This is a genomic window from Paractinoplanes rishiriensis, assembly GCF_016862375.1.
GTDB lineage: Bacteria > Actinomycetota > Actinomycetes > Mycobacteriales > Micromonosporaceae > Actinoplanes > Actinoplanes rishiriensis.
The window spans coordinates 185,622-209,005 of record NZ_BOMV01000039.1 but is presented as its reverse complement, the minus strand read 5'-3'; the positions used below and the strand labels follow the sequence as shown (position 1 = coordinate 209,005).

Genomic DNA, 23,384 nt, shown 5'->3' with positions numbered 1-23,384 from the left:
CCGCACCCGCCGGCCTTGAATTCACCCGAGCAACGAAACACGAGGGATAGTCCAAGTGCTCGACGTCAACTTCTTCGACGAGTTGCGTATCGGCCTGGCGACCGCTGACGACATCCGCCAGTGGTCGCACGGCGAGGTCAAGAAGCCCGAGACGATCAACTACCGCACCCTCAAGCCCGAGAAGGACGGACTCTTCTGCGAGAAGATCTTCGGTCCGCAGCGGGACTGGGAGTGCTACTGCGGCAAGTACAAGCGGGTCCGGTTCAAGGGCATCATCTGTGAGCGCTGCGGCGTCGAGGTGACCCGGTCCAAGGTCCGCCGTGAGCGGATGGGTCACATCGAGCTGGCCGCGTCGGTCACGCACATCTGGTACTTCAAGGGTGTGCCGAGCCGGCTGGGCTATCTGCTCGACCTGGCGCCCAAGGACCTCGAAAAGATCATTTACTTCGCCTCGTACGTGATCACTTCGGTAGACACAGACGCCCGTCACCGCGACATGTCTACGATCGAGAACGAGATCTTCGCGGAGAAGCGGCAGTCCGAGAACGGCCGCGACTCCGAGATCGAGAAGCGGGCCGCCAAGCTGGAGCAGGACCTCGCGGAGCTCGAGGCCGAGGGAGCCAAGGCGGACGTGCGCCGCAAGGTCAAGGAGGCTGGCGAGCGCGAGATGCGCCAGATCCGGGACAAGGCGCAGCGCGAGATCGACCGCCTGGACGAGGTGCTGGACACGTTCCGCAAGCTCGACTCGAAGCAGCTGGTCACCGACGAGCTGCTGTACCGCGAGCTGCGCGACCGCTTCGGTGAGTACTTCACCGGCGGGATGGGCGCCGAGGCGATCAAGGCGCTGCTCGAGAACATGGACCTGGACGCCGAGGCCGAGTCGCTGCGGGAGATCATCCGCACCGGTAAGGGCCAGCGGAAGATCCGTGCGCTCAAGCGGCTCAAGGTCGTCGCCGCGTTCCTGAACACCCGCAACTCGCCGCTCGGCATGGTGCTCGACTGCGTCCCGGTCATCCCGCCCGACCTGCGTCCCATGGTGCAGCTCGACGGTGGCCGGTTCGCGACCAGCGACCTGAACGACCTGTACCGCCGGGTCATCAACCGGAACAACCGTCTCAAGCGCCTGATCGACCTGGGCGCGCCCGAGATCATTGTGAACAACGAGAAGCGGATGCTGCAGGAGGCCGTCGACGCGCTGTTCGACAACGGCCGCCGCGGCCGGCCGGTCACCGGCCCGGGTAACCGCCCGCTCAAGTCGCTGTCCGACATGCTCAAGGGCAAGCAGGGCCGGTTCCGGCAGAACCTGCTGGGCAAGCGGGTCGACTACTCCGGTCGTTCCGTGATCGTCGTCGGCCCGCGGCTCAAGCTGCACCAGTGCGGCCTGCCCAAGCAGATGGCGCTGGAGCTGTTCAAGCCGTTCGTGATGAAGCGCCTGGTCGACCTGAACCACGCGCAGAACATCAAGTCGGCCAAGCGGATGGTCGAGCGTCAGCGGCCGGTCGTGTGGGACGTCCTCGAAGAGGTCATCAGCGAGCACCCGGTGCTGCTGAACCGCGCGCCGACCCTGCACCGCCTGGGCATCCAGGCCTTCGAGCCGCAGCTGGTCGAGGGCAAGGCGATCCAGATCCACCCGCTCGTCTGCACGGCGTTCAACGCCGACTTCGACGGTGACCAGATGGCGGTGCACGTGCCGCTGTCGGCCGAGGCCCAGGCCGAGGCCCGGATCCTGATGCTCTCCTCGAACAACATCCTCAAGCCGGCCGACGGCAAGCCGGTCACCATGCCCACCCAGGACATGGTCATCGGCCTGTACCACCTGACCCACGAGACGCCCGGTGCCAAGGGCGAGGGCCGGGTGTTCAGCTCGGACGCCGAGGCGCGGATGGCCTTCGACAACGGCGAACTGCACCTGCAGGCGCCGATCAAGGTGCGTCTGCGTGAGGTGGTCGGTGTCGACAACGGCGCCAACGGCCCGCGCTGGGACGCTCCGGAGGAGTGGACCGAGGGCGATCCGCTGCTGGTCGAGACCACGCTGGGCCGGGTGATCTTCAACGAGACGCTGCCTCCGGGCTACCGCTTCGTGAACTACGAGATCCGCAAGGGTCAGCTGTCGGCGATCGTCAACGACCTCGCCGAGCGCTTCCCGAAGGTGGCCCTGGCGGCCACCCTGGACGCGCTCAAGGAGGCCGGCTTCCACTGGGCCACCTGGTCCGGCGTGACGATCGGCATGGGCGACGTCATCGGCCCCGCGCGCAAGCCCGAGATCCTGGCGCGCTACCAGGCCGAGGCGGACCAGATCGACAAGCAGTACCAGCGCGGTCTGATCACCAGCGAGGAGCGTCGCGGCGAGCTGATCGACATCTGGACCGCGGCGACGACCGAGATCTCCAAGGAGATGGAGGCCGCGCTGCCCCGGGAGAACCCGCTCTGGGTCATGATCAACTCGGGCGCTCGCGGTAACCTGCTGCAGCTGCGGCAGATCGCCGCGATCCGTGGCCTGGTGGCCAACCCCAAGGGTGAGATCATCCCGCGGCCGATCACCTCGTCGTACCGCGAGGGTCTGACCGTGCTGGAGTACTTCATCTCCACGCACGGTGCCCGTAAGGGTCTGGCCGACACCGCGCTGCGTACCGCCGACTCGGGTTACCTGACCCGGCGTCTGGTGGACGTCTCGCAGGATGTCATCATCCGCGAGGAGGACTGCGGCACCGACCGCGCGATCCCGATGCAGGTCGGCGAGCGCGAGGCGGACGGCACCCTGGTCGTGCACGTGCACGCCGAGACCGGTGTGCACGCCCGGACCCTGGCCGACGACGCCAAGGGCCTGGACGGCAGCGTCGTGGTGCCGCGGGGCTCGGACCTCAACTCGATCCTGGTCGACATCCTCGTCGCCAACGGCATCGAGAACGTCCGGGTGCGCAGTGTGCTGACCTGTGAGTCGAAGCTCGGCGTGTGCGCGGCCTGCTACGGCCGTTCGCTGCCGACCGGCAAGGGGGTCGACATCGGTGAGGCGGTCGGCATCATCGCGGCCCAGTCCATCGGTGAGCCGGGTACCCAGCTGACGATGCGTACCTTCCACACCGGTGGTGTCGCGGGTGAGGACATCACCCAGGGTCTGCCGCGTGTGCAGGAGATCTTCGAGGCCCGCGTGCCCAAGGGCAAGGCGCCCATCGCCGACACCCCGGGCCGCATCCGGATCGAGGACGGCGAGCGCTCGCGCAAGATCGTCGTGGTGCCGGACGACGGCAGCGAGGAGATCGTGTACGACAAGATCTCCAAGCGGGTCAAGCTCCGTGCCCACGACGGCGACCACGTCGGCGTCGGCGAGAAGCTCACCGAGGGCACCATCGACCCGCACGAGCTTCTGCGGATCATGGGTCCGCGGGCGGTCCAGGTCCACCTGACCCAGGAGGTCCAGGAGGTCTACCGCTCGCAGGGTGTGCTCATCCACGACAAGCACATCGAGATCATCATCCGCCAGATGCTCAAGCGGGTGACGGTCATCGACTCGGGTGCCGCGGAGTTCCTGCCGGGCGTGCTGGTCGACCGGGCGCTGTTCGAGTCGGAGAACCGCCGGCTCGTCGGCGAGGGTGGCGAGCCCGCCGCCGGTCGTCCGGTGCTCATGGGTATCACCAAGGCGTCGCTGGCGACCGACTCCTGGCTCTCGGCGGCCTCCTTCCAGGAGACCACCCGGGTGCTGACCGACGCGGCGATCAACTCGCGGAGCGACTCGCTGGTCGGCCTCAAGGAGAACGTCATCATCGGTAAGCTCATCCCGGCCGGTACGGGCATCAGCAAGTACCGCAACATCCGGGTCGAGCCGACCGAGGAGGCCAAGGCCAAGGTGTACTCGATGACCGGGTACCCGGAGACCGACTACGGCTTCGGGCCGGCCAGCGGGCAGGCTGTGCCGCTGGACGACTTCGACTTCGGGTCCTACCGCTGACGGTTTCGTTGCTCGGAGGGCGGTCGCGCGCTGGCGCGGCCGCCCTCCGGCGTTCTGAGGCCGGCGTTCTTAGGATGGACGGGTGACAGTCCCCGCGGCGGCACCTACCCGCCACCCGATGGATCCGGACCCGGAGCGCTCCACCAAGGCACGGGCGGTCTTCGCTCTGGGCTTGGTGGGCTTCCTGACCGGGGCATTCGTCGGCGGTGTGATTCCCGCCACGATCGCACTCGTGCTGGCCCGGCAGGCGGCCCGGGACGCGTACGCCGCCAGGGGTTATCTGACCGGCGGGGCGTGGATCCGGCGCGGCCGCCGGCTGGCCTGGATCGGCATCGTGCTGGCCCTGGCCACGCTCGTGGTGGCTTCGATCGCCGGCCTGCTCCACCTGGCCAGCTCGCCGGCCGGCCCCGACTTCGCCCCCGGCACCGACTAGGCCGGGCTGCCGCGCGGCCCGTACGGGTGACATGCTTTCTCTATGACCCAGCAGCCGTACCCGCCGGCCGTCCCGCCGACGTCGCCCGCCGACAGCTGGCAGCCGGAGCGGGTCGAGGCCGTGCCGGGCACCGAGTTCGGTCTGGTCCAGCTGCGGGTCGAGCCGATCACGTCGGGCCTGGCGGTGGGCTCGCTGCTGGCCGGCATCGGATCGATCCTGGTGTCGGTGGTGGTGTTCTGCTTCGGGCTTCTCGGCGCCGACGCCGGCTGGGGCGCTCAGGCCGCCGGCGCGTTCACGGTGCTCAGCCTGCTCGGTGGCGGGGGAGCGATCGTGGTGGGTGTGGCCGCCCGCCGGCAGGTCCGCCGCCCGGTGCAGCCCGGCCAGGTGCGGTTCACCGGCAACGGCGTGGCCATCGCGGGCATCTGCTGTGGAGCCACCGGTGCGGGAATCGCGGCGCTGTCGATGGCGTTGGCACTGATGCTGCAGCTGTCGTCCTGAGGGGCGCTCGGCGCTTCGGACGGCCGGGTTGGGGCACCGCGGTAAACCGCCGCGAGGCACCCGGTACACTTGTCTCGGAGATATCCGTCGTGACAGCCCGGTCGTCGGCAACCTGTCGATTTTGACCTGGGTGCTCGTGGTGGGTACTCTTTCCCCTCGTGCCCGGGCTTGCCCGGGCAACTCGTGCGTGCGCCCGAGTCGAACGTTAGAGACGGGGTACATAAAGCACGCCGAGCTTCACCGCGTTGACGTTCATCGCGGTGACACAGACAAGACCCGGTGCGCGTGACATCACGCGCGGCGGGACCGTGAGCCGGACGACACGCCCGACCGCGGGTGCCGGACACTCTCCGATATTTGGGGAGCGTACGGCGCACAGAGACATACAAGACGGTGCGGCCGATCAAGAAAGCGGCCGAAGGGAGCGGAGAAACCCGGTGCCCACGATCCAGCAGCTGGTCCGCAAGGGCCGCCAGGCGAAGACGAGTAAGACCAAGACGCCGGCGCTGAAGGGAAGTCCCCAGCGGCGCGGCGTGTGCACGCGCGTGTACACCACCACCCCCAAGAAGCCGAACTCCGCGCTGCGCAAGGTCGCTCGTGTGAAGCTCAGCAGCCAGATCGAGGTGACGGCGTACATCCCGGGCGTCGGCCACAACCTGCAGGAGCACTCGATCGTGCTCGTGCGTGGTGGCCGTGTGAAGGACCTGCCCGGCGTCCGCTACAAGATCGTCCGTGGTTCGCTGGACACCCAGGGTGTCCGCAACCGCAAGCAGGCCCGCAGCCGTTACGGCGCGAAGAAGGAGAAGAGCTGATATGCCGCGTAAGGGCCCCGCTCCGCGCCACCCCGTGGTTCCGGATCCGGTTTACAACTCCCCGCTCGTGACTCAGCTGATCAACAAGATCCTGATCGCCGGCAAGCGCCAGCTGGCCGAGCGCATCGTGTACGGCGCGCTCGAGGGTTGCCGGGAGAAGAGCGGAACCGACCCGGTGGTGACGCTGAAGCGCGCGATGGACAACGTGAAGCCGACCCTCGAGGTCCGCAGCCGCCGTGTCGGTGGCGCGACCTACCAGGTGCCGGTCGAGGTCCGTACCCCGCGGCAGACCACTCTCGGCCTGCGCTGGCTGGTCCAGTACTCCAAGGCCCGCCGGGAGAAGACGATGGTCGAGCGCCTCCAGAACGAGCTGCTCGACGCCAGCAACGGCCTTGGCGCTGCGGTCAAGCGGCGCGAGGACACCCACAAGATGGCGGAGTCCAACAAGGCCTTCGCGCACTACCGCTGGTAAGACCCGCTGCCGGCCCGGCTCCCCGCCGGGCCACTAGGCAAGTCGTACCGGTCCTAGAGACGACGACGAAGAAAAGTAGGGATTGAAGTGGCCGCCGCAGACGCGCTCGCCAACGTACGCAACATCGGCATCATGGCGCACATCGATGCTGGTAAGACCACGACCACCGAGCGAATCCTCTTCTACACCGGTATCACGTACAAGATCGGTGAAGTCCACGATGGCGCCGCCACCATGGACTGGATGGAGCAGGAGCAGGAGCGCGGTATCACGATCACTTCCGCCGCCACCAAGTGCGAGTGGAAGGGCCATACGATCCAGATCATCGACACGCCCGGCCACGTCGACTTCACGGTTGAGGTCGAGCGGTCGTTGCGTGTGCTGGACGGCGCGGTGGCGGTCTACGACGGCGTGGCCGGTGTGGAGCCGCAGACCGAGAACGTCTGGCGGCAGGCGGACAAGTACCACGTTCCCCGGATGTGCTTCGTCAACAAGCTCGACCGGACCGGCGCCGACTTCTTCCGCTGCGTGCAGATGATGATCGACCGGCTCAACGCGACCCCGCTGGTGCTCCAGATCCCGATCGGGCTCGAGGGCGACCACATCGGCGTCGTGGACCTGGTCGGCATGCGCGCCCTCACCTGGCGTGGGGAGACCCAGAAGGGTGAGGACTACGCGGTCGAGGAGATCCCGGCCGAGCTGGTCGACTCCGCTACCGAGTGGCGCGAGAAGCTGATCGAGACCCTGGCCGACGTCGACGACGCGGTCATGGAGAAGTACCTCGAGGGCGAGGAGGTCTCCCAGGACGAGATCAAGGCCGCCATCCGGCGGTCCACGATCGCCAGCAAGGCCAACCCGGTGCTCTGCGGCTCGGCGTTCAAGAACAAGGGTGTTCAGCCCATGCTCGACGCCGTGATCGAGTACCTGCCGTCGCCGCTGGACATCCCGGCCATCGAGGGCACCGCGACGGACGGCGAGACGCCGCTCCAGCGCAAGCCGTCGAACTCGGAGCCGTTCTCGGCCCTGGCGTTCAAGATCCAGACGGACAAGCACCTCGGCAAGCTCACCTACGTTCGCGTCTACTCCGGCACGCTCGAGTCCGGCTCCCAGGTGGTCAACTCCACCAAGGACCGCAAGGAGCGGATCGGCAAGATCTACCAGATGCACGCGAACAAGCGTGAGGAGCGGCCCACGGCGCAGGCCGGCGACATCATCGCCGTCCAGGGTCTGAAGCAGACCACCACCGGTGACACGCTCAGCGACCCGGCCAACCCGGTCATCCTGGAGTCGATGACGTTCCCGGAGCCGGTCATCCAGGTCGCCATCGAGCCGAAGACCAAGTCCGACCAGGAGAAGCTGGGCACCGCGATCCAGCGCCTGGCCGAGGAAGACCCGACCTTCCGCGTCTGGAACGACGAGGAGACCGGTCAGACGGTCATCGCCGGCATGGGCGAGCTGCACCTCGACATCCTCGTCGACCGGATGCGGCGCGAGTTCAACGTCGAGGCCAACATCGGTAAGCCGCAGGTGGCGTACCGCGAGACGATCCGCGGCACCGTGGAGAAGCTCGACTACGTGCACAAGAAGCAGACCGGTGGCTCGGGCCAGTACGCGAAGGTCATCGTCAAGCTCGAGCCGCTGTCGCTCGGCGCCGACGGCCCGACGTACGAGTTCGTCAACGCCGTCACCGGTGGCCGCATCCCCAGGGAGTTCATCCCCTCGGTGGACGCGGGTGCGCAGGACGCCATGCAGTACGGCGTGCTCGCCGGCTACCCGCTGGTCGGTGTCAAGCTGACGCTGCTCGACGGTCAGTACCACGAGGTCGACTCGTCCGAAATGGCGTTCAAGATCGCCGGCTCGATGGTGATGAAGGAGGCGGCCCGCAAGGCCGACCCCGCGCTGCTCGAGCCGATGATGGCGGTCGAGGTCACCACGCCCGAGGACAACATGGGCGACGTGATCGGCGACCTCAACTCCCGGCGGGGCATCATCCAGTCGATGGAGGAGCGCTCCGGCGCCCGCGTCGTCAAGGCGCTGGTCCCGCTGTCCGAGATGTTCGGCTACGTTGGCGACCTTCGGTCGAAGACCCAGGGCCGGGCCAGCTACAGCATGCAGTTCGACTCCTACGCCGAGGTCCCGCAGGGCGTCGCGAAGGAGATCATCGCGAAGGCGACGGGTGCGTGAGCATCGCGCGAGGAACGAAGCGCGGAGCGGAGGGCACCCGGAGGTGAGCCAAATCAACACCGTGAAGGCTGCGGGGGCTTTCCTCTTTGTGTGAGCGGTGAGGCGCGTGCGGTTCGTCGAGAACCGCACGCGCGCGAGCAGTCGACAGAGTCCCCATCGCCTTATCGGGCGTGCCGGGCGAAAGAAAAGACACAGTCCACAGGAGGACACCAGTGGCGAAGGCGAAGTTCGAGCGGACTAAGCCGCACGTCAACATCGGCACCATTGGTCACATCGACCACGGTAAGACGACGCTGACTGCGGCCATCACCAAGGTCCTGCACGACCAGTACCCGGACCTGAACCCGTACACCCCGTTCGACGAGATCGACAAGGCGCCGGAAGAGAAGGCGCGTGGTATCACGATCTCGATCGCGCACGTCGAGTACCAGACCGCGGCGCGTCACTACGCGCACGTGGACTGCCCCGGCCACGCGGACTACATCAAGAACATGATCACCGGTGCCGCGCAGATGGACGGCGCGATCCTGGTGGTTGCCGCGACCGACGGCCCGATGCCGCAGACCAAGGAGCACGTGCTCCTGGCCCGCCAGGTCGGTGTTCCGTACATCGTCGTCGCCCTGAACAAGAGCGACATGGTCGAGGACGAGGAGCTCCTGGAGCTCGTCGAGCTCGAGGTTCGTGAGCTGCTCAGCACCTACGAGTTCCCGGGCGACGACGTGCCGGTCGTGCGCGTCTCGGCGCTCAAGGCGCTCGAGGGCGACAAGGAGTGGACCGAGCGTCTGCTCGAGCTCATGAGCGCTGTGGACACCGCGATCCCGCAGCCCGAGCGTGACACCGAGAAGGCGTTCCTCATGCCCATCGAGGACGTCTTCACGATCACCGGTCGTGGCACCGTGGTCACCGGTCGCGCCGAGCGTGGCATCCTCAAGCCGAACGAGGAGGTCGAGATCGTCGGTATCCGCGAGAAGTCGACCAAGACCGTCTGCACCGGCATCGAGATGTTCCGCAAGCTGCTCGACGAGGCCCGCGCGGGCGAGAACGTCGGTCTGCTGCTCCGCGGTATCAAGCGCGAGGACGTCGAGCGCGGCATGGTGGTTGTGCGTCCGGGCACCACGACTCCGCACACGGAGTTCGAGGGCCAGGTCTACATCCTCTCCAAGGAGGAGGGTGGCCGGCACACGCCGTTCTTCCAGAACTACCGCCCGCAGTTCTACTTCCGCACCACGGACGTCACCGGCGTCGTCACGCTGCCCGAGGGCACCGAGATGGTCATGCCGGGCGACTCCACCACCATGTCGGTCAAGCTGATCCAGCCGATCGCCATGGAGCAGGGCCTGAAGTTCGCGATCCGTGAGGGTGGCCGCACCGTCGGCGCCGGAACGGTCACGAAGATCAACAAGTAGGGTCGGGTGACCCCGATTAGCATTGCCGGCGTCGATCCGGCATACTAGTCAGGTTGCGTCCGCGCGGGGTGGTTGGCGCCTTCACGGTGCCAGCCACCCTCGCCGGGTGTCTGGGGCGTGTTTGCTGGCCCGAGTGTTTGCTGGCCGCCCAGGCATTCCAGATCCCCGTGGGTCGAGTTGCTGAACAGAGCTGCTCTCTGAGACGAGGCGCGACACGCCCGACCGCGGGGGTCGGACAACGCAGGATCAACCGTCCTGCGGGCATGCGGAAGCCACCGCTTTCGCACGTAGCGGCATCGAGAGAAGGAAACAGAAGCCACCATGGCGGGACAGAAGATCCGCATCCGGCTCAAGGCCTATGACCACGAGGTCGTCGACTCCTCGGCGCGGAAGATCGTCGAGACGGTGACGCGTACCGGGGCGCAGGTCGCGGGCCCGGTGCCGCTGCCCACGGAGATCAACCGTTTCTGCGTGATCCGTTCGCCGCACAAGTACAAGGACTCGCGCGAGCACTTCGAGATGCGCACGCACAAGCGGCTGATCGACATCATCGACCCGACTCCCAAGACGGTCGACTCGCTCATGCGCCTCGACCTGCCGGCTGGCGTCGACATCGAGATCAAGCTGTAGGGATCCGGACTAATGGACAGGCAAGTAAAGGGGATTCTGGGCGCCAAGCTCGGCATGACTCAGGTCTGGGACAACAACAAGGTCGTCCCGGTGACCGTGGTTCAGGCCGGCCCGTGCGTCGTGACCCAGGTCCGCACCGATGACAAGGACGGCTACTCGGCTGTCCAGTTGGCGTACGGCGCCATCGACCCGCGCAAGGTCAACAAGCCGGAGAGTGGCCACTACGCCAAGGCCGGTGTGTCGCCGCGGCGCCACCTCGTGGAGCTGCGCACCACCGACGCCGGCGAGTACGAGCTCGGCCAGGAGGTCACCGTCGAGGCGTTCGCGGTCGGTGCGCCGATCGACGTCACCGGTAAGACCAAGGGCAAGGGCTACGCCGGTGTCATGAAGCGGCACGGCTTCCACGGCCTCAAGAGCAGCCACGGTGTCGAGCGCAAGCACCGCTCGCCCGGCTCCATCGGCGCCTGCGCCACCCCGGGTCGCGTCTTCAAGGGCGTCCGGATGGCCGGCCGGATGGGCAACCGCCGCTACACCGTGCAGAACCTGACCGTGCAGGCGGTGGACACCGAGAACAACATCCTGCTGGTCCGGGGCGCTGTGCCCGGTCCCAAGGGCGCGCTGATCCTGGTCCGTACCGCGGCCAAGAAGGGCGGTGCCAAGTGAGCACGGTTGACGTGATCAATGTCGAGGGCGCCAAGGCCGGCTCGGTCGAGCTGCCCGGCGACGTCTTCGACGTGCAGGCGAACATCCCGCTGATGCACCAGGTCGTCGTCGCCCAGCTCGCCGCCGCGCGGCAGGGCACGCACAAGGCCAAGACGCGGGGCGAGGTCGCCGGCGGCGGCAAGAAGCCGTACAAGCAGAAGGGCACCGGCCGGGCTCGCCAGGGCTCGATCCGGGCACCGCAGTTCACCGGCGGTGGCGTGGTGCACGGCCCGGTGCCGCGCGACTACAGCCAGCGGACCCCCAAGAAGATGAAGGCTGCCGCCCTGCGTGGCGCCCTCTCGGACCGGGCCCGCGACGGCCGGGTGCACGTGGTCGAGGCGTTCGTCAGCGGCGACAAGCCGTCGACCAAGGCCGCGGTCGCGACCCTGCGCAAGGCGACCGACTCGACCAAGGTCCTGGTCGTGCTCAGCAGCACCGACGAGCTGAACTGGCTGTCGCTGCGCAACGAGACGACCGTGCACCTCATCGAGTCCGGCCAGCTCAACACGTACGACGTGCTGGTTGCCGACGTGGTGGTCTTCACCAAGGAAGCGCTCGACGAGTTCCTGGGTGCGCCCGCGGCGGCCGAGGAGGGGAACAAGTGACCACGATCGCCGACCCGCGGGACATCATCATCGCGCCCGTGGTCTCCGAGAAGAGCTACAGCGTTCTCGACCAGAACTGGTACACGTTCCTCGTCGACCCGGACGCGAACAAGACCCAGATCAAGATCGCGATCCAGCAGATCTTCAACGTGCGGGTGCTGACCGTGAACACCGCGAACCGCGAGGGCAAGCGCAAGCGCACCCGGACCGGCTTCGGTCAGCGCAAGGCGACCAAGCGCGCCATGGTCAAGCTGGCTGACGGTGACCGTATCGAGGCCTTCGGCGGCCCGGTCAGCTAAGGGGTTGTAAAACAATGGCTATCCGTAAGTACAAGCCGACCACGCCGGGCCGTCGCGGCTCGAGCGTCGCCGACTTCGCCGAGATCACCCGGTCCACGCCGGAGAAGTCTCTGCTGGTTCCGCTGCCCAAGAAGGGCGGCCGCAACGTCCACGGCCGGATCACCACCCGGCACCAGGGCGGCGGTCACAAGCGGCAGTACCGGCTGATCGACTTCAAGCGGGTGGACAAGGACGGCGTGCCGGCCAAGGTCGCGCACATCGAGTACGACCCGAACCGCACCGCTCGGATCGCGCTGCTGCACTACGCCGACGGCGAGAAGCGCTACATCGTCGCGCCGAAGGACCTGAAGCAGGGCGACCGCGTCGAGTCCGGCCCGGGCGCGGACATCAAGCCGGGGAACAACCTGCCCCTGCGCAACATCCCGGTCGGTACGACGATCCACGGTGTGGAGCTTCGTCCCGGCGGTGGCGCCAAGCTGGCCCGCTCGGCCGGCGTCGGCATCCAGCTGCTCGGCCGTGAGGGCGCGTACGCCACGCTGCGTATGCCCTCCGGCGAGATCCGTCGCGTCGACGTGCGCTGCCGCGCCACGGTCGGCGAGATCGGCAACGCCGACCAGTCGAACATCAACTGGGGTAAGGCTGGTCGTATGCGGTGGAAGGGCAAGCGCCCGACCGTCCGTGGTGTCGCCATGAACCCGATCGACCACCCGCACGGTGGTGGTGAGGGTAAGACCTCCGGTGGTCGCCACCCGGTGAACCCGGCGGGTAAGCCTGAGGGCCGTACCCGTCGCAAGGGCCAGCCGAGCGACAAGCTGATCGTTCGCCGCCGCTACGCGACCCGCAAGCGCGGGTAACGGGAGTAGAAGATGCCTCGCAGCCTCAAGAAGGGCCCGTTCGTCGACGACCACCTGCTCAAGAAGGTGGAAGTCCAGAACGAGAAGAACTCGAAGAACGTCATCAAGACCTGGTCGCGGCGCTCGACGATCATTCCCGACATGCTCGGGCACACGATCGCCGTGCACGACGGGCGCAAGCACGTCCCGGTGTTCATCACCGAGGCCATGGTCGGGCACAAGCTCGGGGAGTTCGCTCTGACCCGCACGTTCAAGGGTCACGAGAAGGACGACCGCAAGAGCCGTCGCCGCTAAAGCAGACACACGGATTAGAGGATCAAGGAGCTACAGCGATGCCAGTCAAGGGCGACGCTCCGGTGCTTCCGGGCGCGCGGGCGGTTGCGCGGCACGTGCGCATCTCGCCGAACAAGGCGCGCCGGGTGGTCAACCTCGTCCGCGGTCTGCCCGCGAAGGAGGCGCTCACCGTCCTGCAGTTCGCGCCGCAGGCTGCGAGCGAGCAGGTCTACAAGGTGCTCGCCAGCGCGATTGCGAACGCGGAGACCAACGAGCGGCTGGACCCCGACGCGCTCCTCGTGAGCGAGGCGTTCGTGGACGAAGGCCCGACGCTCAAGCGGTTCCGTCCGCGGGCGCAGGGCCGGGCGTACCGGATCCGCAAGCGCACCTGTCACATCACCATCGCGGTCGAGGCGGTCCAGGTGGCCCGCCCGGCGAAGAAGGCCGCGCCGGCGAAGAAGGCCACCAAGGCCGCTGAGCCGAAGCAGGCCGACAAGGCCGAGTCCCAGAACAGCACGGAGGGTGCCGAGTAATGGGTCAGAAGGTTCACCCCACCGGGTTCCGCCTCGGCATCTCCACCGACTGGAAGAGCCGCTGGTTCGCGGACAAGCTCTACAAGGACTACATCGGCGAGGACGTCAAGATCCGCCGGATGATGTCCAAGGGCCTGGAGCGCGCCGGCATCTCCAAGGTGGACATCGAGCGCACCCGGGACCGGGTCCGCGTTGACATCCACACCGCCCGGCCGGGCATCGTCATCGGCCGCAAGGGCGCGGAGGCCGACCGGATCCGCGGCGAGCTGGAGAAGCTCACCGGCAAGCAGGTCCAGCTGAACATCCTCGAGGTGAAGAGCCCCGAGTCGGACGCTCAGCTGGTGGCGCAGGGCGTCGCCGAGCAGCTGTCCTCCCGGGTCAGCTTCCGGCGGGCGATGCGCAAGGCCATCCAGTCGGCCATGAAGAACCCGATCTGCAAGGGCATCCGGGTGCAGGTGTCCGGCCTTCTCGGCGGTGCCGGGATGGGCCGCACCGAGTTCTACCGTGAGGGTCGCGTTCCGCTGCACACGCTGCGGGCCAACATCGAGTACGGCTTCTTCGAGGCGCGTACCACGTTCGGCCGCATCGGCGTGAAGGTCTGGATCTACAAGGGCGACGCCGTGCCGGGTCGTGAGGTTGTCACCGAGGCGCCGGCTCGTCCGCGCCGCGATCGTGGTGACCGTCCCGAGCGTCCGCGCCGTGGCCGTTCCGGCTCGTCCGGCACGACCGCGGGCGGCACCGAGGCCGGCCGCGCGGCCGCCCAGGCCCGGACCGACACCCCGACCGGTGAGTCGGTGCCCGACGCTGCGGTCACCGCGGCGCCGGCCACCTCTGAAACGCAGCAGGAGGGCTGACCCATGCTGATGCCGCGTAAGCCCCCGAAGGGCTTCCGCAAGCCGCACCACCCGGACCGCCACGGCGCGTCCAAGGGCGGCAACCGGGTCGTCTTCGGCGAGTTCGGGATCCAGGCTCTGGAGCCCGCGTACGTGACCAACCGGCAGATCGAGTCGGCTCGTATCGCCATGACCCGCCACATCAAGCGTGGCGGCAAGGTCTGGATCTCGATCTTCCCGGACCAGGCCCTGACCAAGAAGCCGGCCGAAACCCGGATGGGTTCCGGTAAGGGTTCTCCCGAGTGGTGGGTGGCGAACGTCAAGCCGGGCCGCATTCTCTTCGAGATGTCGTTCCCGAACGAGACGATCGCGCGCGAGGCGATGCGCCGCGCGATCCACAAGCTCCCGATGAAGTGCCGCATCGTGACGCGCGAAGTGGGTGAAAGCTGATGGCAGCGGGCGTTAAGGCCGGCGAGCTGCGCGAACTCTCCAGCGAAGAGCTGGTGTCGCGGCTGCGGGAGGCCAAGGCGGAGCTGTTCAATCTTCGCGTGCAGGGCGCGACCGGCCAGCTCGACAATCACCGTCGGCTGCAGGTGGTTCGCAAGGACATCGCGAGGATCTACACGATCATGCGTGAGCGCGAGCTTGGTCTCTCGGTCGCGCCGGATGAGGTGACCGCATGACTGAGGAAAACGTGACCACTACTCCGGCGCGGAACGCACGCAAGGTTCGCGAGGGCCTGGTGGTCAGCGACAAGATGGACAAGACGGTCGTTGTCGAGGTCGAGGACCGCGTCAAGCACGCGCTCTACGGCAAGGTCCTGCGTCGCACCCGCAAGCTCAAGGTGCACGACGAGCAGAACGCGTGCGGCGTCGGCGACCGGGTGCTGCTGATGGAGACCCGTCCGCTCTCCGCCACCAAGCGGTGGCGGGTCGTCGAGATCCTCGAAAAGGCCAAGTGAGTCGTCGGGCCGGCCCCCGGCCGGCCCCTCCGACCATCGTTCCGCCAAGCTTCGGCAAGGCCCGAAGAACTGGCAGACATAGGAGACCCCAGTGATCCAGCAGGAGTCGCGACTGCGTGTCGCCGACAACACGGGTGCGCGCGAGATCCTGTGCATCCGCGTGCTCGGCGGTTCCGGCCGCCGTTACGCGAGCATCGGCGACGTCATCGTGGCCACGGTCAAGGACGCCATCCCGGGCGCCGGTGTGAAGAAGGGTGACGTCGTCAAGGCGGTCATCGTCCGCACCAGCAAGGAGAAGCGTCGCCCGGACGGCTCGTACATCCGCTTCGACGAGAACGCCGCCGTCATCATCAAGGACGGTGGCGACCCCCGCGGTACCCGCATCTTCGGCCCGGTCGGGCGCGAGCTGCGCGACAAGCGGTTCATGAAGATCATCAGCCTGGCACCGGAGGTGCTCTGACCGTGAAGATCAAGAAGGGCGACACGGTCGTCGTCATCGCCGGCAAGGACAAGGGTGCCAAGGGCAAGGTCATCGCGGCCTTCCCGCGGCAGGACAAGGTCCTGGTCGAGGGCGTCAACCGCGTCAAGAAGCACGAACGCATCCGCACCACGCAGCGTGGTTCGAAGACCGGCGGCATCGTGACCCAGGAAGCCCCCATCCACATCTCGAACGTGCAGATCGTGGATGACCAGGGCAAGCCGACGCGGATCGGCTACCGGATCGACGACAACGGCCAGAAGGTCCGCATCGCGCGTACGACCGGTAAGGAACTCTGATGACTGCCGCTACCGAAGCCAAGACGCTGCCCCGCCTCAAGCAGAAGTACCGCTCTGAGGTCGTCGGCGGGCTCAAGGAGCAGTACCAGTACGCCAACCCCATGCAGATCCCCGGCCTGGTCAAGGTCGTCGTGAACATGGGTGTCGGCGAGGCGGCCCGCGACGCCAAGCTCATCGACGGCGCGGTTCGCGACCTGACCACGATCACCGGTCAGAAGCCGCTGGTCCGCCGGGCCACCAAGTCCATCGCCCAGTTCAAGCTGCGCGAGGGCATGCCGATCGGCGCCAAGGTCACCCTGCGGGGCGACCGGATGTGGGAGTTCCTGGACCGCCTGCTGTCGATCGCGCTGCCGCGTATCCGTGACTTCCGCGGTCTCGACGGTCGCAAGCTGGACGGGAACGGCAACTACACGTTCGGCCTGACCGAGCAGTCGGTGTTCCACGAGATCGACCAGGACCGGATCGATCGGCCGCGGGGCATGGACATCACGGTGGTCACCACGGCCAAGACCGACGACGAGGGCCGGGCGCTGCTCAAGCTCCTGGGCTTCCCGTTCAAGGAGAACTGAGTATGGCTAAGAAGGCGCTGATCCTGAAGGCTGCCGCGAAGCCGAAGTTCGCTGTGCGCGCGTACACCCGGTGCCAGCGCTGCGGCCGGCCGCACTCGGTCTACCGCAAGTTCGGCCTCTGCCGGGTGTGCATCCGGGAGATGGCCCACCGCGGCGAGCTCCCGGGCGTGTCCAAGGCTTCCTGGTAACCGTCCAACCGCCCCGCCGACCGCCCGCAATCGGGCTGAAGGCTGAGCTACTGACTTGTAATACCGCTTCGCCGTAGGCCCGGGTCTCTGGGAACCGCGGCGAGAAAGGTTGACGAACACCCATGACGATGACGGACCCGATCGCAGACATGCTCACGCGTCTGCGTAACGCCAACCAGGCGTACCACGACAAGGTGACCATGCCCTTCTCGAAGATCAAGGCGAACATCGCCGAGGTCCTCAAGGCAGAGGGCTACATCGCGTCCTGGTCGGCCGAGGAGCCCGAGGAGGGCGCTGTCGGCAGGCGTCTGGTCGTTGAGCTCAAGTACGGCCAGAACCGCGAGCGCAGCCTTGCCGGCATCAAGCGCGTTTCCAAGCCCGGCCTCCGGGTGTACGCCAAGTCCGACGAGCTCCCGCGGGTGCTCGGTGGCCTGGGCGTCGCGATCATTTCGACGTCCCAGGGACTGCTGACCGACCGGCAGGCCCGCAAGCGGAGCGTTGGCGGGGAAGTCCTCGCCTTCGTCTGGTAACTGGAGACTGAGAAACCATGTCGCGAATCGGACGTAAGTCGATCCCGGTCCCGGCCGGCGTCGATGTCACCATCACGGGGCAGACCGTCAAGGTCAAGGGCCCCAAGGGCGAGCTCTCGCACACCGTCGCCGAGCCGATCACGGTTCAGAAGGACGGCGGCGAGCTGCACGTCAACCGCCCCAACGACGAGCGTCGGGCCAAGGAGCTGCACGGCCTTTCGCGTACCCTGGTAGCCAACATGATCACTGGCGTCACCGAGGGGTACAAGAAGGTCCTGGAGATCAACGGCACCGGTTACCGGGTGACCGCCAAGGGCAAGGACCTCGAGTTCGCCCTCGGCTTCTCGCACCCGGTGAGTGTGCCCGCACCGGCCGGCATCACCTTCTCGGTGGAGCGGCCGACGCAGTTCACCGTCGCCGGTATCGACAAGCAGCTCGTCGGCGAGGTCGCCGCGAACATCCGGAAGATCCGCCCGCCCGAGCCCTACAAGGGCAAGGGCGTGAAATACCAGGGCGAGGTCATTCGTCGCAAGGCTGGAAAGGCAGGTAAGAAGTGACCGCCACGCTGCTCAAGCGCCGCAATGGCGGCGGTGTCGCCGCCAAGCGTGCCGTGGGAAAGGCGCGCCGGCACTTCCGGGTCCGCAAGAACGTCCGCGGTACCGCCGAGCGTCCCCGCCTGGTCGTCACCCGGTCCTCGCGGCACATCACCGCGCAGATCGTCGACGACCTCAAGGGCCACACCCTGGCTTCGGCCTCGACCCTCGACGCGTCCCTGCGGGGCGGCGAGGGTGACAAGAGCGCCCAGGCCACCAAGGTCGGTGCTCTCCTCGCCGAACGGGCCAAGGCCGTGGGCGTATCCAAGGTCATCTTCGACCGCGGTGGCAACAAGTACGCGGGGCGAATCGCCGCGCTGGCCGACGCCGCCCGCGAAGCCGGACTCGAGTTCTAGGAGGAATTGACCAATGCCTGGTCAGCAGCGCCGAGGCGGCGGGTCCGGCGGTAACACCGAGGGTGGCAACCGCCGGGACAACCGCCGCGAGGGCGGTCGCGGCAACGCGCCCGTCGAGAAGACCCCGCATCTCGAGCGGGTCGTCGCGATCAACCGCGTCGCCAAGGTCGTCAAGGGTGGTCGTCGCTTCAGCTTCACCGCCCTGGTGATCGTGGGTGACGGTGACGGCACCGTCGGCATCGGCTACGGAAAGGCCAAGGAGGTGCCCGCGGCCATCGCCAAGGGTGTCGAGGAGGCCAAGAAGCACTTCTTCAAGGTGCCGCGGATCGGTGCCACGATCCCGCACCCGATCACCGGCGAGGCCGCCGCGGGTGTCGTGCTCCTCAAGCCGGCCTCCGCCGGTACCGGTGTCATCGCCGGTGGCCCGGTGCGTGCCGTGCTGGAGTGCGCGGGCATCCACGATGTGCTGTCGAAGAGCCTCGGCTCCTCGAACCCTCTGAACATCGTGCACGCGACGGTGGCGGCCCTGCGCGGCCTCGAGTCCCCGGAGCAGGTCGCGGCTCGCCGTGGCCTGCCGGTCGAGGACGTGGCGCCGGCCGCCATGCTGGCGGCGCGTGCGGAAGCGGCGGTGCGCTGATGGCACGCTTGAAGGTCACCCAGGTCCGTTCCGGTATCGGCCGCAAGCAGAACCAGCGGGACTCCCTGCGGTCGCTCGGCCTGAAGCGGATCAACGATGTGGTGGTCAAGGAGGACCGCCCCGAGATTCGGGGCATGATCTTCGCCGTGAACCACCTCGTGAGCGTTGAGGAGGTCGAGTAAATGGCGATCAAGGTTCACCACCTCCGCCCGGCACCCGGTGCCAAGACCGCGAAGACCCGCGTGGGTCGCGGTGAGGGCTCCAAGGGCAAGACCGCCGGTCGGGGCACCAAGGGCACGGGTGCCCGCAAGAATGTGTCGGCGGCGTTCGAGGGTGGGCAGATGCCCCTCCACATGCGCCTGCCGAAGGTGAAGGGCCTGGGCAACCGGTCCCGGAACAAGGTCGTCTTCCAGGTCGTCAACCTGGACCGCCTCGCCGAGCTGTTCCCGAACGGCGGCGAGATCGGTCCGGCCGAGCTGGTCGAGGCCGGTGCGGTCCGCAAGGGCCACCCCGTCAAGGTCCTCGGCTCCGGCGAGCTGGGCGGCGTGTCGCTGACTGTTTCGGCGCACGCCTTCAGCGAGTCGGCCAAGGAGAAGATCGCAGCCGCCGGTGGTTCCACCAGCGAGCTGTGAGGCTTGTGGGGGTGCTGGTCCGGGCGCCGCGAGAGCGTCACTCGGACAGCATCCCCTTTATGGCGTCTGACCTGGTGCTTCACCGGCCAGATCGGCGCCTACGCGCGGTGAGCCCTACCGTGACTCACCGCGGCGCTCCAAGACTGTTAGAGTCCGTTCCCAGCTAGGGATATCGGTCGTCCGGACCGATGCCTTCCCCCACCCGCCGGATACGGCGGTAACCTCGCGCAGGAGGATGAAGTTGCTCTCCGCCTTTACCAGTGCGTTCCGGACGCCTGACCTGCGCAAGAAACTGCTGTTTACAGTCGCAATCATTGCGCTGTACCGGTTGGGCGCCACCTTGCCCAGCCCCGGCGTTTCTTACACCAACGTGCGGCGGTGTCTTGACGCTGTGAGCGATCAGGACGCCGGCGGTGGTGTGCTCAACCTGCTGAACCTGTTCTCAGGTGGCGCGCTGCTGCAGTTGTCCGTTTTTGCGCTCGGCATTATGCCGTACATCACCGCTTCGATCATCCTGCAGCTGCTCACGGTCGTCATCCCCCGACTCGAGCAGCTCCGCAAGGAGGGCCAGTCCGGTCAGGCCAAGATCACGCAGTACACCCGCTACCTGACGCTCGGGCTTGCGGTGTTGCAGTCGTCGGCGTTCGTCGCTCTGGCCCGTACCGGCCAGCTGTTCGGCAACGTCTGCGACCAGAGCAACCCGCAGATGCAGATCATCCCGGAGAACACCGGGCTGCCCATGTGGCTCACGCTGAGCATCCTGGTGCTGACCATGACCGCCGGTACCGGCGTGGTGATGTGGCTCGGCGAGCTCATCACCGACCGCGGTGTCGGCAACGGTATGTCCGTCCTCATCTTCGCCTCGATCGCGGCTCGCCTCCCCAGCGAGGGTTGGTCGATCAAGGAGTCGAGCGGCACGGGCAAGTTCCTGCTCGTCGTCGGCCTGGTCCTGATCATCATCGGGCTGGTCGTCTTCATCGAGCAGGCGCAGCGCCGGATTCCCGTGCAGTACGCAAAGCGCATGATCGGCCGGCGGATGTACGGCGGTACGTCCACCTACATCCCGCTGAAGGTCAACCAGGCCGGTGTCGTCCCGGTGATCTTCGGCTCGTCGCTGCTGTACCTTCCGCAGCTGTACCTGCAGTTCTTCGACCAGAACAACCTCAAGGGTTACCAGATCTGGATCCAGAAGTGGCTTGTCGACCCCACCAGCTCCATCTACATCGGCGTCTACTTCATCTTGATCATCTTCTTCACGTACTTCTACGTCTCGATCACGTTCAACCCGACCGAGGTCGCGGACAACATGAAGAAGTACGGTGGGTTCGTGCCGGGTATCCGGCCGGGTAAGCCCACCGCCGACTACCTGGACTTCATCCTCAGCCGGATCACGCTGGCGGGCGCGCTGTACCTGGCCGTCCTGTCGGTTATGCCGAACTTCTTCTTCATCTGGCTGAACGCGCAGCAGTACCAGAACTTCCCGTTCGGTGGTGTTGCGGTGCTGATCATGGTGGGTGTGGGTCTGGAGACGGTGAAGCAGATCGAAAGCCAGCTCATGCAGCGCAACTACGAAGGGTTCCTCCGCTAGTGGGGACGCGGAGCCGGGGGGCTCTCGCGTCGTCGGCAAGCGAGGATCGTTCTCATCGAAGCGAGGCGATGTAGGTGCGGCTGGTACTGGTGGGCCCTCCGGGGGCCGGTAAGGGGACCCAGGCTGAGTTCATTGCCGCGCACCTCGCCGTACCGAAGATCTCAACGGGAGACATCTTCCGGGCCAACGTGTCACAGGGAACCCCCCTGGGCGTGGAGGCCAAGCGTTACATGGATGCCGGTCAGCTGGTTCCGGACGAAGTGACCATCAACATGGTCCGGGACCGGCTGGCCGAGCCGGACGCCGGTGACGGCTTCCTGCTCGACGGCTTTCCGCGCACCGTGCCGCAGGCTTCGGCGCTGGACAAGCTCCTCGCCGACCTCGGCACGGCGCTCGACCTCGTGATGGAACTCGTGGTCGACGACGACGAGGTGATCCGGCGGCTCTCGGGCCGCCGGACCTGCCGCGGTTGCGGCAAGATCTGGCACGTCGAGTTCGACCCGACCAGCAAGGACAACATCTGCGACCGCTGCGGGTCGGAGCTGTTCCAGCGGGACGACGACAAGGCGGAGACCATCGCCAACCGCCTGGTCGAGTACGCCGAGAAGACCGCGCCCCTGGTCGACTTCTACGGCGCACAGGGCAAACTGGTGGGCATCGACGCCACCGGCCCGGTCGAGGACGTGACCGTGCGCGCCATCGACGCCCTGCGGTCGTACGGGGGCTGACGTGCGCCGTCCCCAGCTGGACATCCAGCTGAAGACACCCGAGCAGATCGAGCTGATGCGCGGTGCCGGCCTGGTTGTCGCCGCCGCGCTGGACGCCATGCGCGAGGCCGTGCAGCCGGGCATCTCCACCGGCGACCTGGACGCCATCGCCGAAAAGGTCATCCGGGACGCCGGCGCCGTTCCGTCGTTCAAGGGCTACCAGGGCTTTCCCGCTTCGATCTGCGCGTCGGTCAACCAGCAGGTGGTGCACGGCATCCCGCGGACCGACCAGATCCTCGCCGAGGGCGACCTCATCTCGCTGGACTGCGGCGCCATCCTGGACGGCTGGCACGGCGACTCGGCGATCACCGTCGGCGTCGGCGCGACCGACCCGGCCCTGCTGACGATGACCGCGGTGGCCGAGGACGCCATGTGGGCCGGCATCGCGGCGGCCGCCCGCGGCGCGGCGAACGGCCGGGGCCGCCTCACCGACATCTCCTTCAACGTGGAGAAGGCGATCCGCAAGGCCGGCCGGTACGGCATCGTCGACGGCTACGGCGGGCACGGCATCGGTACCGAGATGCACCAGGACCCGCACGTGCTCAACCACGGCAAGCCGGGCAAGGGCCCGCGCCTGGTGCCGGGTCTGTGCCTCGCGATCGAGCCGATGATCACGATGGGTTCGCCGCGCACCCAGGAACTCGCCGACGGCTGGACCGTGGTGACCCGGGACGGCTCGGTGGCCGCGCACGTGGAGCACACCATGTGCCTGCTCGACGACGGCGTCTGGGTGACCACCGCGCCGGACGGCGGCCGGGGCCGCCTGGGCGATTTGGTGACCTCGCGCCAGCCGTGACTTTCCGGCATGCTGAGGCCCATGGGGCGCGAGGACATGCGAGCCGGCGACAGTGATCGCAAGACGGTCGCGGATCAGCTCAAGACGGCACTGGACGAGGGCCGCCTCGACCTCAGCGAGTACGACGACCGGCTGCAGCGCACCTACGCGGCCAAGACCTACGCCGACCTCGACGGCCTGCTGACCGACCTGCCCGGCACGGTGCCGGTCCAGCGGGCCCAGGTGCAGCCGCACACCCCCGCGGCGGCTCCGGCCCCGCAGACGGCCTCTCCGGCCCGTCAAATCGCGCAGTGGGCCGGCCCGTACGGCGCAGTGATTGTGGTTTGTGTCCTTATCTGGGCGATCACCAGTGCAAGCGCCGGGCACCTGACCTACTTCTGGCCGGTCTGGATGCTGATCCCGCTGGTGTTCGGCGTCTGCGGCCAGTGGTTCGGAAAGGGCGGGCCGCACCGCCGCTGAGCGGCCGGCCCCATCGAACCGTTGGCCGCTGGAACGGGACTGGCATGCTGG

At 67.3% G+C, this 23,384-nt stretch carries 32 protein-coding genes; all 32 read left to right on the top strand.

Translation table 11 applies throughout. From position 1 onward, the window contains the following. Window positions 1–55 precede the first annotated feature (55 nt). The 32 genes from Ari01nite_RS17925 to Ari01nite_RS17770 all read left to right on the top strand — a co-directional run bounded on the left by Ari01nite_RS17925 (window position 56) and on the right by Ari01nite_RS17770 (window position 23,333). Entirely contained in the window at window positions 56–3,946 is a 3,891-nt protein-coding gene (locus Ari01nite_RS17925) for a DNA-directed RNA polymerase subunit beta' (protein ID WP_203782385.1), read from the top strand. Window positions 3,947–4,064: 118 nt separating this feature from the next. Next, window positions 4,065–4,379: a hypothetical protein gene (locus Ari01nite_RS17920; RefSeq protein ID WP_203782451.1), complete on the top strand. Its 315-nt coding sequence runs from the start codon at window positions 4,065–4,067 to the stop codon at window positions 4,377–4,379. A gap of 42 nt (window positions 4,380–4,421) precedes the next feature. Further along, on the top strand, window positions 4,422–4,877 hold the full coding sequence (locus Ari01nite_RS17915; protein WP_203782384.1) for a hypothetical protein: 456 nt from the start codon (window positions 4,422–4,424) through the stop codon (window positions 4,875–4,877). 437 nt (window positions 4,878–5,314) lie between these two features. After that, on the top strand, window positions 5,315–5,689 hold the full coding sequence (gene rpsL, locus Ari01nite_RS17910) for a 30S ribosomal protein S12 (protein WP_014440718.1): 375 nt from the start codon (window positions 5,315–5,317) through the stop codon (window positions 5,687–5,689). Between the two features lies 1 nt (window position 5,690). Further along, the gene (gene rpsG / locus Ari01nite_RS17905) at window positions 5,691–6,161 is read left to right on the top strand and encodes a 30S ribosomal protein S7 (protein ID WP_203782383.1); all 471 of its coding nucleotides are present in this window, start codon (window positions 5,691–5,693) and stop codon (window positions 6,159–6,161) included. Between the two features lie 87 nt (window positions 6,162–6,248). Next, window positions 6,249–8,345 (top strand): elongation factor G, encoded by a 2,097-nt coding sequence (gene fusA, locus Ari01nite_RS17900; protein WP_203782382.1) that lies wholly within the window; start codon window positions 6,249–6,251, stop codon window positions 8,343–8,345. Between the two features lie 212 nt (window positions 8,346–8,557). Further along, window positions 8,558–9,751 (top strand): elongation factor Tu, encoded by a 1,194-nt coding sequence (tuf, locus tag Ari01nite_RS17895; RefSeq protein ID WP_203782381.1) that lies wholly within the window; start codon window positions 8,558–8,560, stop codon window positions 9,749–9,751. A gap of 321 nt (window positions 9,752–10,072) precedes the next feature. Further along, entirely contained in the window at window positions 10,073–10,381 is a 309-nt protein-coding gene (rpsJ, locus tag Ari01nite_RS17890; RefSeq protein ID WP_007073037.1) for a 30S ribosomal protein S10, read from the top strand. Window positions 10,382–10,393: 12 nt separating this feature from the next. Continuing rightward, window positions 10,394–11,044 carry a 50S ribosomal protein L3 gene (gene rplC, locus Ari01nite_RS17885; RefSeq protein WP_203782380.1) on the top strand — a complete coding sequence of 217 codons (651 nt, stop codon included), beginning with the start codon at window positions 10,394–10,396 and terminating at the stop codon, window positions 11,042–11,044. Then, window positions 11,041–11,688: a 50S ribosomal protein L4 gene (gene rplD, locus Ari01nite_RS17880; RefSeq protein WP_203782379.1), complete on the top strand. Its 648-nt coding sequence runs from the start codon at window positions 11,041–11,043 to the stop codon at window positions 11,686–11,688. The genes rplC and rplD overlap by 4 nt, the downstream gene beginning before the upstream one ends. Then, window positions 11,685–11,987 (top strand): 50S ribosomal protein L23, encoded by a 303-nt coding sequence (gene rplW, locus Ari01nite_RS17875; protein WP_203782378.1) that lies wholly within the window; start codon window positions 11,685–11,687, stop codon window positions 11,985–11,987. The genes rplD and rplW overlap by 4 nt, the downstream gene beginning before the upstream one ends. Before the next feature lie 14 nt (window positions 11,988–12,001). Next, window positions 12,002–12,841 carry a 50S ribosomal protein L2 gene (gene rplB, locus Ari01nite_RS17870; protein ID WP_203782377.1) on the top strand — a complete coding sequence of 280 codons (840 nt, stop codon included), beginning with the start codon at window positions 12,002–12,004 and terminating at the stop codon, window positions 12,839–12,841. Between the two features lie 12 nt (window positions 12,842–12,853). Beyond that, a complete protein-coding gene (rpsS, locus tag Ari01nite_RS17865) occupies window positions 12,854–13,135 on the top strand; it encodes a 30S ribosomal protein S19 (protein WP_020513590.1) in 282 nt (93 codons plus the stop codon). A gap of 38 nt (window positions 13,136–13,173) precedes the next feature. Beyond that, window positions 13,174–13,647 carry a 50S ribosomal protein L22 gene (gene rplV / locus Ari01nite_RS17860; protein WP_203782376.1) on the top strand — a complete coding sequence of 158 codons (474 nt, stop codon included), beginning with the start codon at window positions 13,174–13,176 and terminating at the stop codon, window positions 13,645–13,647. Further along, window positions 13,647–14,501, top strand: coding sequence for a 30S ribosomal protein S3 (gene rpsC / locus Ari01nite_RS17855; protein ID WP_203782375.1), 855 nt, complete (start codon window positions 13,647–13,649; stop codon window positions 14,499–14,501). The genes rplV and rpsC overlap by 1 nt, the downstream gene beginning before the upstream one ends. Window positions 14,502–14,504: 3 nt before the next feature. Then, entirely contained in the window at window positions 14,505–14,930 is a 426-nt protein-coding gene (gene rplP, locus Ari01nite_RS17850; RefSeq protein ID WP_015618999.1) for a 50S ribosomal protein L16, read from the top strand. Then, a complete protein-coding gene (rpmC, locus tag Ari01nite_RS17845) occupies window positions 14,930–15,163 on the top strand; it encodes a 50S ribosomal protein L29 (RefSeq protein ID WP_203782374.1) in 234 nt (77 codons plus the stop codon). The genes rplP and rpmC overlap by 1 nt, the downstream gene beginning before the upstream one ends. Next, window positions 15,160–15,441 (top strand): 30S ribosomal protein S17, encoded by a 282-nt coding sequence (gene rpsQ, locus Ari01nite_RS17840; RefSeq protein WP_203782373.1) that lies wholly within the window; start codon window positions 15,160–15,162, stop codon window positions 15,439–15,441. The genes rpmC and rpsQ overlap by 4 nt, the downstream gene beginning before the upstream one ends. 91 nt (window positions 15,442–15,532) lie before the next feature. Next, window positions 15,533–15,901, top strand: a complete 369-nt coding sequence (gene rplN, locus Ari01nite_RS17835; protein ID WP_203782372.1) for a 50S ribosomal protein L14 — start codon at window positions 15,533–15,535, stop codon at window positions 15,899–15,901. Then, window positions 15,898–16,218, top strand: a complete 321-nt coding sequence (gene rplX, locus Ari01nite_RS17830; RefSeq protein WP_203782450.1) for a 50S ribosomal protein L24 — start codon at window positions 15,898–15,900, stop codon at window positions 16,216–16,218. The genes rplN and rplX overlap by 4 nt, the downstream gene beginning before the upstream one ends. Then, window positions 16,218–16,787, top strand: a complete 570-nt coding sequence (gene rplE / locus Ari01nite_RS17825) for a 50S ribosomal protein L5 (RefSeq protein ID WP_203782371.1) — start codon at window positions 16,218–16,220, stop codon at window positions 16,785–16,787. The genes rplX and rplE overlap by 1 nt, the downstream gene beginning before the upstream one ends. 2 nt (window positions 16,788–16,789) lie before the next feature. Further along, complete coding sequence (locus Ari01nite_RS17820) at window positions 16,790–16,975, top strand: type Z 30S ribosomal protein S14 (RefSeq protein ID WP_106130632.1); 186 nt, start codon at window positions 16,790–16,792, stop codon at window positions 16,973–16,975. 122 nt (window positions 16,976–17,097) lie between these two features. Next, window positions 17,098–17,505, top strand: coding sequence for a 30S ribosomal protein S8 (gene rpsH / locus Ari01nite_RS17815; protein WP_071803329.1), 408 nt, complete (start codon window positions 17,098–17,100; stop codon window positions 17,503–17,505). 17 nt (window positions 17,506–17,522) lie between these two features. Continuing rightward, window positions 17,523–18,062: a 50S ribosomal protein L6 gene (gene rplF, locus Ari01nite_RS17810; protein WP_203782370.1), complete on the top strand. Its 540-nt coding sequence runs from the start codon at window positions 17,523–17,525 to the stop codon at window positions 18,060–18,062. Then, complete coding sequence (gene rplR, locus Ari01nite_RS17805; RefSeq protein ID WP_438872190.1) at window positions 18,059–18,454, top strand: 50S ribosomal protein L18; 396 nt, start codon at window positions 18,059–18,061, stop codon at window positions 18,452–18,454. Before rplF ends, rplR begins: the two co-directional genes overlap by 4 nt. Window positions 18,455–18,467: 13 nt before the next feature. After that, on the top strand, window positions 18,468–19,091 hold the full coding sequence (gene rpsE, locus Ari01nite_RS17800; protein WP_203782369.1) for a 30S ribosomal protein S5: 624 nt from the start codon (window positions 18,468–18,470) through the stop codon (window positions 19,089–19,091). Beyond that, entirely contained in the window at window positions 19,091–19,273 is a 183-nt protein-coding gene (rpmD, locus tag Ari01nite_RS17795; protein WP_014440739.1) for a 50S ribosomal protein L30, read from the top strand. The genes rpsE and rpmD overlap by 1 nt, the downstream gene beginning before the upstream one ends. Next, complete coding sequence (gene rplO, locus Ari01nite_RS17790; protein WP_203782368.1) at window positions 19,274–19,723, top strand: 50S ribosomal protein L15; 450 nt, start codon at window positions 19,274–19,276, stop codon at window positions 19,721–19,723. A 241-nt stretch (window positions 19,724–19,964) separates the two neighbouring features. Continuing rightward, window positions 19,965–21,311 carry a preprotein translocase subunit SecY gene (secY, locus tag Ari01nite_RS17785; RefSeq protein ID WP_203782448.1) on the top strand — a complete coding sequence of 449 codons (1,347 nt, stop codon included), beginning with the start codon at window positions 19,965–19,967 and terminating at the stop codon, window positions 21,309–21,311. A 74-nt stretch (window positions 21,312–21,385) separates the two neighbouring features. Beyond that, complete coding sequence (locus Ari01nite_RS17780; RefSeq protein ID WP_203782367.1) at window positions 21,386–22,039, top strand: adenylate kinase; 654 nt, start codon at window positions 21,386–21,388, stop codon at window positions 22,037–22,039. Between the two features lies 1 nt (window position 22,040). Continuing rightward, window positions 22,041–22,874: a type I methionyl aminopeptidase gene (map, locus tag Ari01nite_RS17775; RefSeq protein WP_203782366.1), complete on the top strand. Its 834-nt coding sequence runs from the start codon at window positions 22,041–22,043 to the stop codon at window positions 22,872–22,874. A 21-nt stretch (window positions 22,875–22,895) separates the two neighbouring features. Then, window positions 22,896–23,333: a DUF1707 SHOCT-like domain-containing protein gene (locus tag Ari01nite_RS17770; protein ID WP_239162820.1), complete on the top strand. Its 438-nt coding sequence runs from the start codon at window positions 22,896–22,898 to the stop codon at window positions 23,331–23,333. Window positions 23,334–23,384: the final 51 nt, after the last annotated feature.

What these genes read in the sequence shown, in the direction of transcription:
- Ari01nite_RS17920 (WP_203782451.1), top strand. Translation starts at nt 4,065, where the DNA reads ATGGATCCGGACCCGGAGCGCTCCACCAAGGCACGGGCGGTCTTCGCT.
- Ari01nite_RS17915 (WP_203782384.1), top strand. Translation starts at nt 4,422, where the DNA reads ATGACCCAGCAGCCGTACCCGCCGGCCGTCCCGCCGACGTCGCCCGCC.
- rpsG (WP_203782383.1), top strand. Translation starts at nt 5,691, where the DNA reads ATGCCGCGTAAGGGCCCCGCTCCGCGCCACCCCGTGGTTCCGGATCCG.
- rpsJ (WP_007073037.1), top strand. Translation starts at nt 10,073, where the DNA reads ATGGCGGGACAGAAGATCCGCATCCGGCTCAAGGCCTATGACCACGAG.
- rplC (WP_203782380.1), top strand. Translation starts at nt 10,394, where the DNA reads ATGGACAGGCAAGTAAAGGGGATTCTGGGCGCCAAGCTCGGCATGACT.
- rplB (WP_203782377.1), top strand. Translation starts at nt 12,002, where the DNA reads ATGGCTATCCGTAAGTACAAGCCGACCACGCCGGGCCGTCGCGGCTCG.
- rpsS (WP_020513590.1), top strand. Translation starts at nt 12,854, where the DNA reads ATGCCTCGCAGCCTCAAGAAGGGCCCGTTCGTCGACGACCACCTGCTC.
- rplV (WP_203782376.1), top strand. Translation starts at nt 13,174, where the DNA reads ATGCCAGTCAAGGGCGACGCTCCGGTGCTTCCGGGCGCGCGGGCGGTT.
- rpsC (WP_203782375.1), top strand. Translation starts at nt 13,647, where the DNA reads ATGGGTCAGAAGGTTCACCCCACCGGGTTCCGCCTCGGCATCTCCACC.
- rplP (WP_015618999.1), top strand. Translation starts at nt 14,505, where the DNA reads ATGCTGATGCCGCGTAAGCCCCCGAAGGGCTTCCGCAAGCCGCACCAC.
- rpmC (WP_203782374.1), top strand. Translation starts at nt 14,930, where the DNA reads ATGGCAGCGGGCGTTAAGGCCGGCGAGCTGCGCGAACTCTCCAGCGAA.
- rpsQ (WP_203782373.1), top strand. Translation starts at nt 15,160, where the DNA reads ATGACTGAGGAAAACGTGACCACTACTCCGGCGCGGAACGCACGCAAG.
- rplE (WP_203782371.1), top strand. Translation starts at nt 16,218, where the DNA reads ATGACTGCCGCTACCGAAGCCAAGACGCTGCCCCGCCTCAAGCAGAAG.
- Ari01nite_RS17820 (WP_106130632.1), top strand. Translation starts at nt 16,790, where the DNA reads ATGGCTAAGAAGGCGCTGATCCTGAAGGCTGCCGCGAAGCCGAAGTTC.
- rpsH (WP_071803329.1), top strand. Translation starts at nt 17,098, where the DNA reads ATGACGATGACGGACCCGATCGCAGACATGCTCACGCGTCTGCGTAAC.
- rplF (WP_203782370.1), top strand. Translation starts at nt 17,523, where the DNA reads ATGTCGCGAATCGGACGTAAGTCGATCCCGGTCCCGGCCGGCGTCGAT.
- rpsE (WP_203782369.1), top strand. Translation starts at nt 18,468, where the DNA reads ATGCCTGGTCAGCAGCGCCGAGGCGGCGGGTCCGGCGGTAACACCGAG.
- rpmD (WP_014440739.1), top strand. Translation starts at nt 19,091, where the DNA reads ATGGCACGCTTGAAGGTCACCCAGGTCCGTTCCGGTATCGGCCGCAAG.
- rplO (WP_203782368.1), top strand. Translation starts at nt 19,274, where the DNA reads ATGGCGATCAAGGTTCACCACCTCCGCCCGGCACCCGGTGCCAAGACC.
- Ari01nite_RS17770 (WP_239162820.1), top strand. Translation starts at nt 22,896, where the DNA reads ATGGGGCGCGAGGACATGCGAGCCGGCGACAGTGATCGCAAGACGGTC.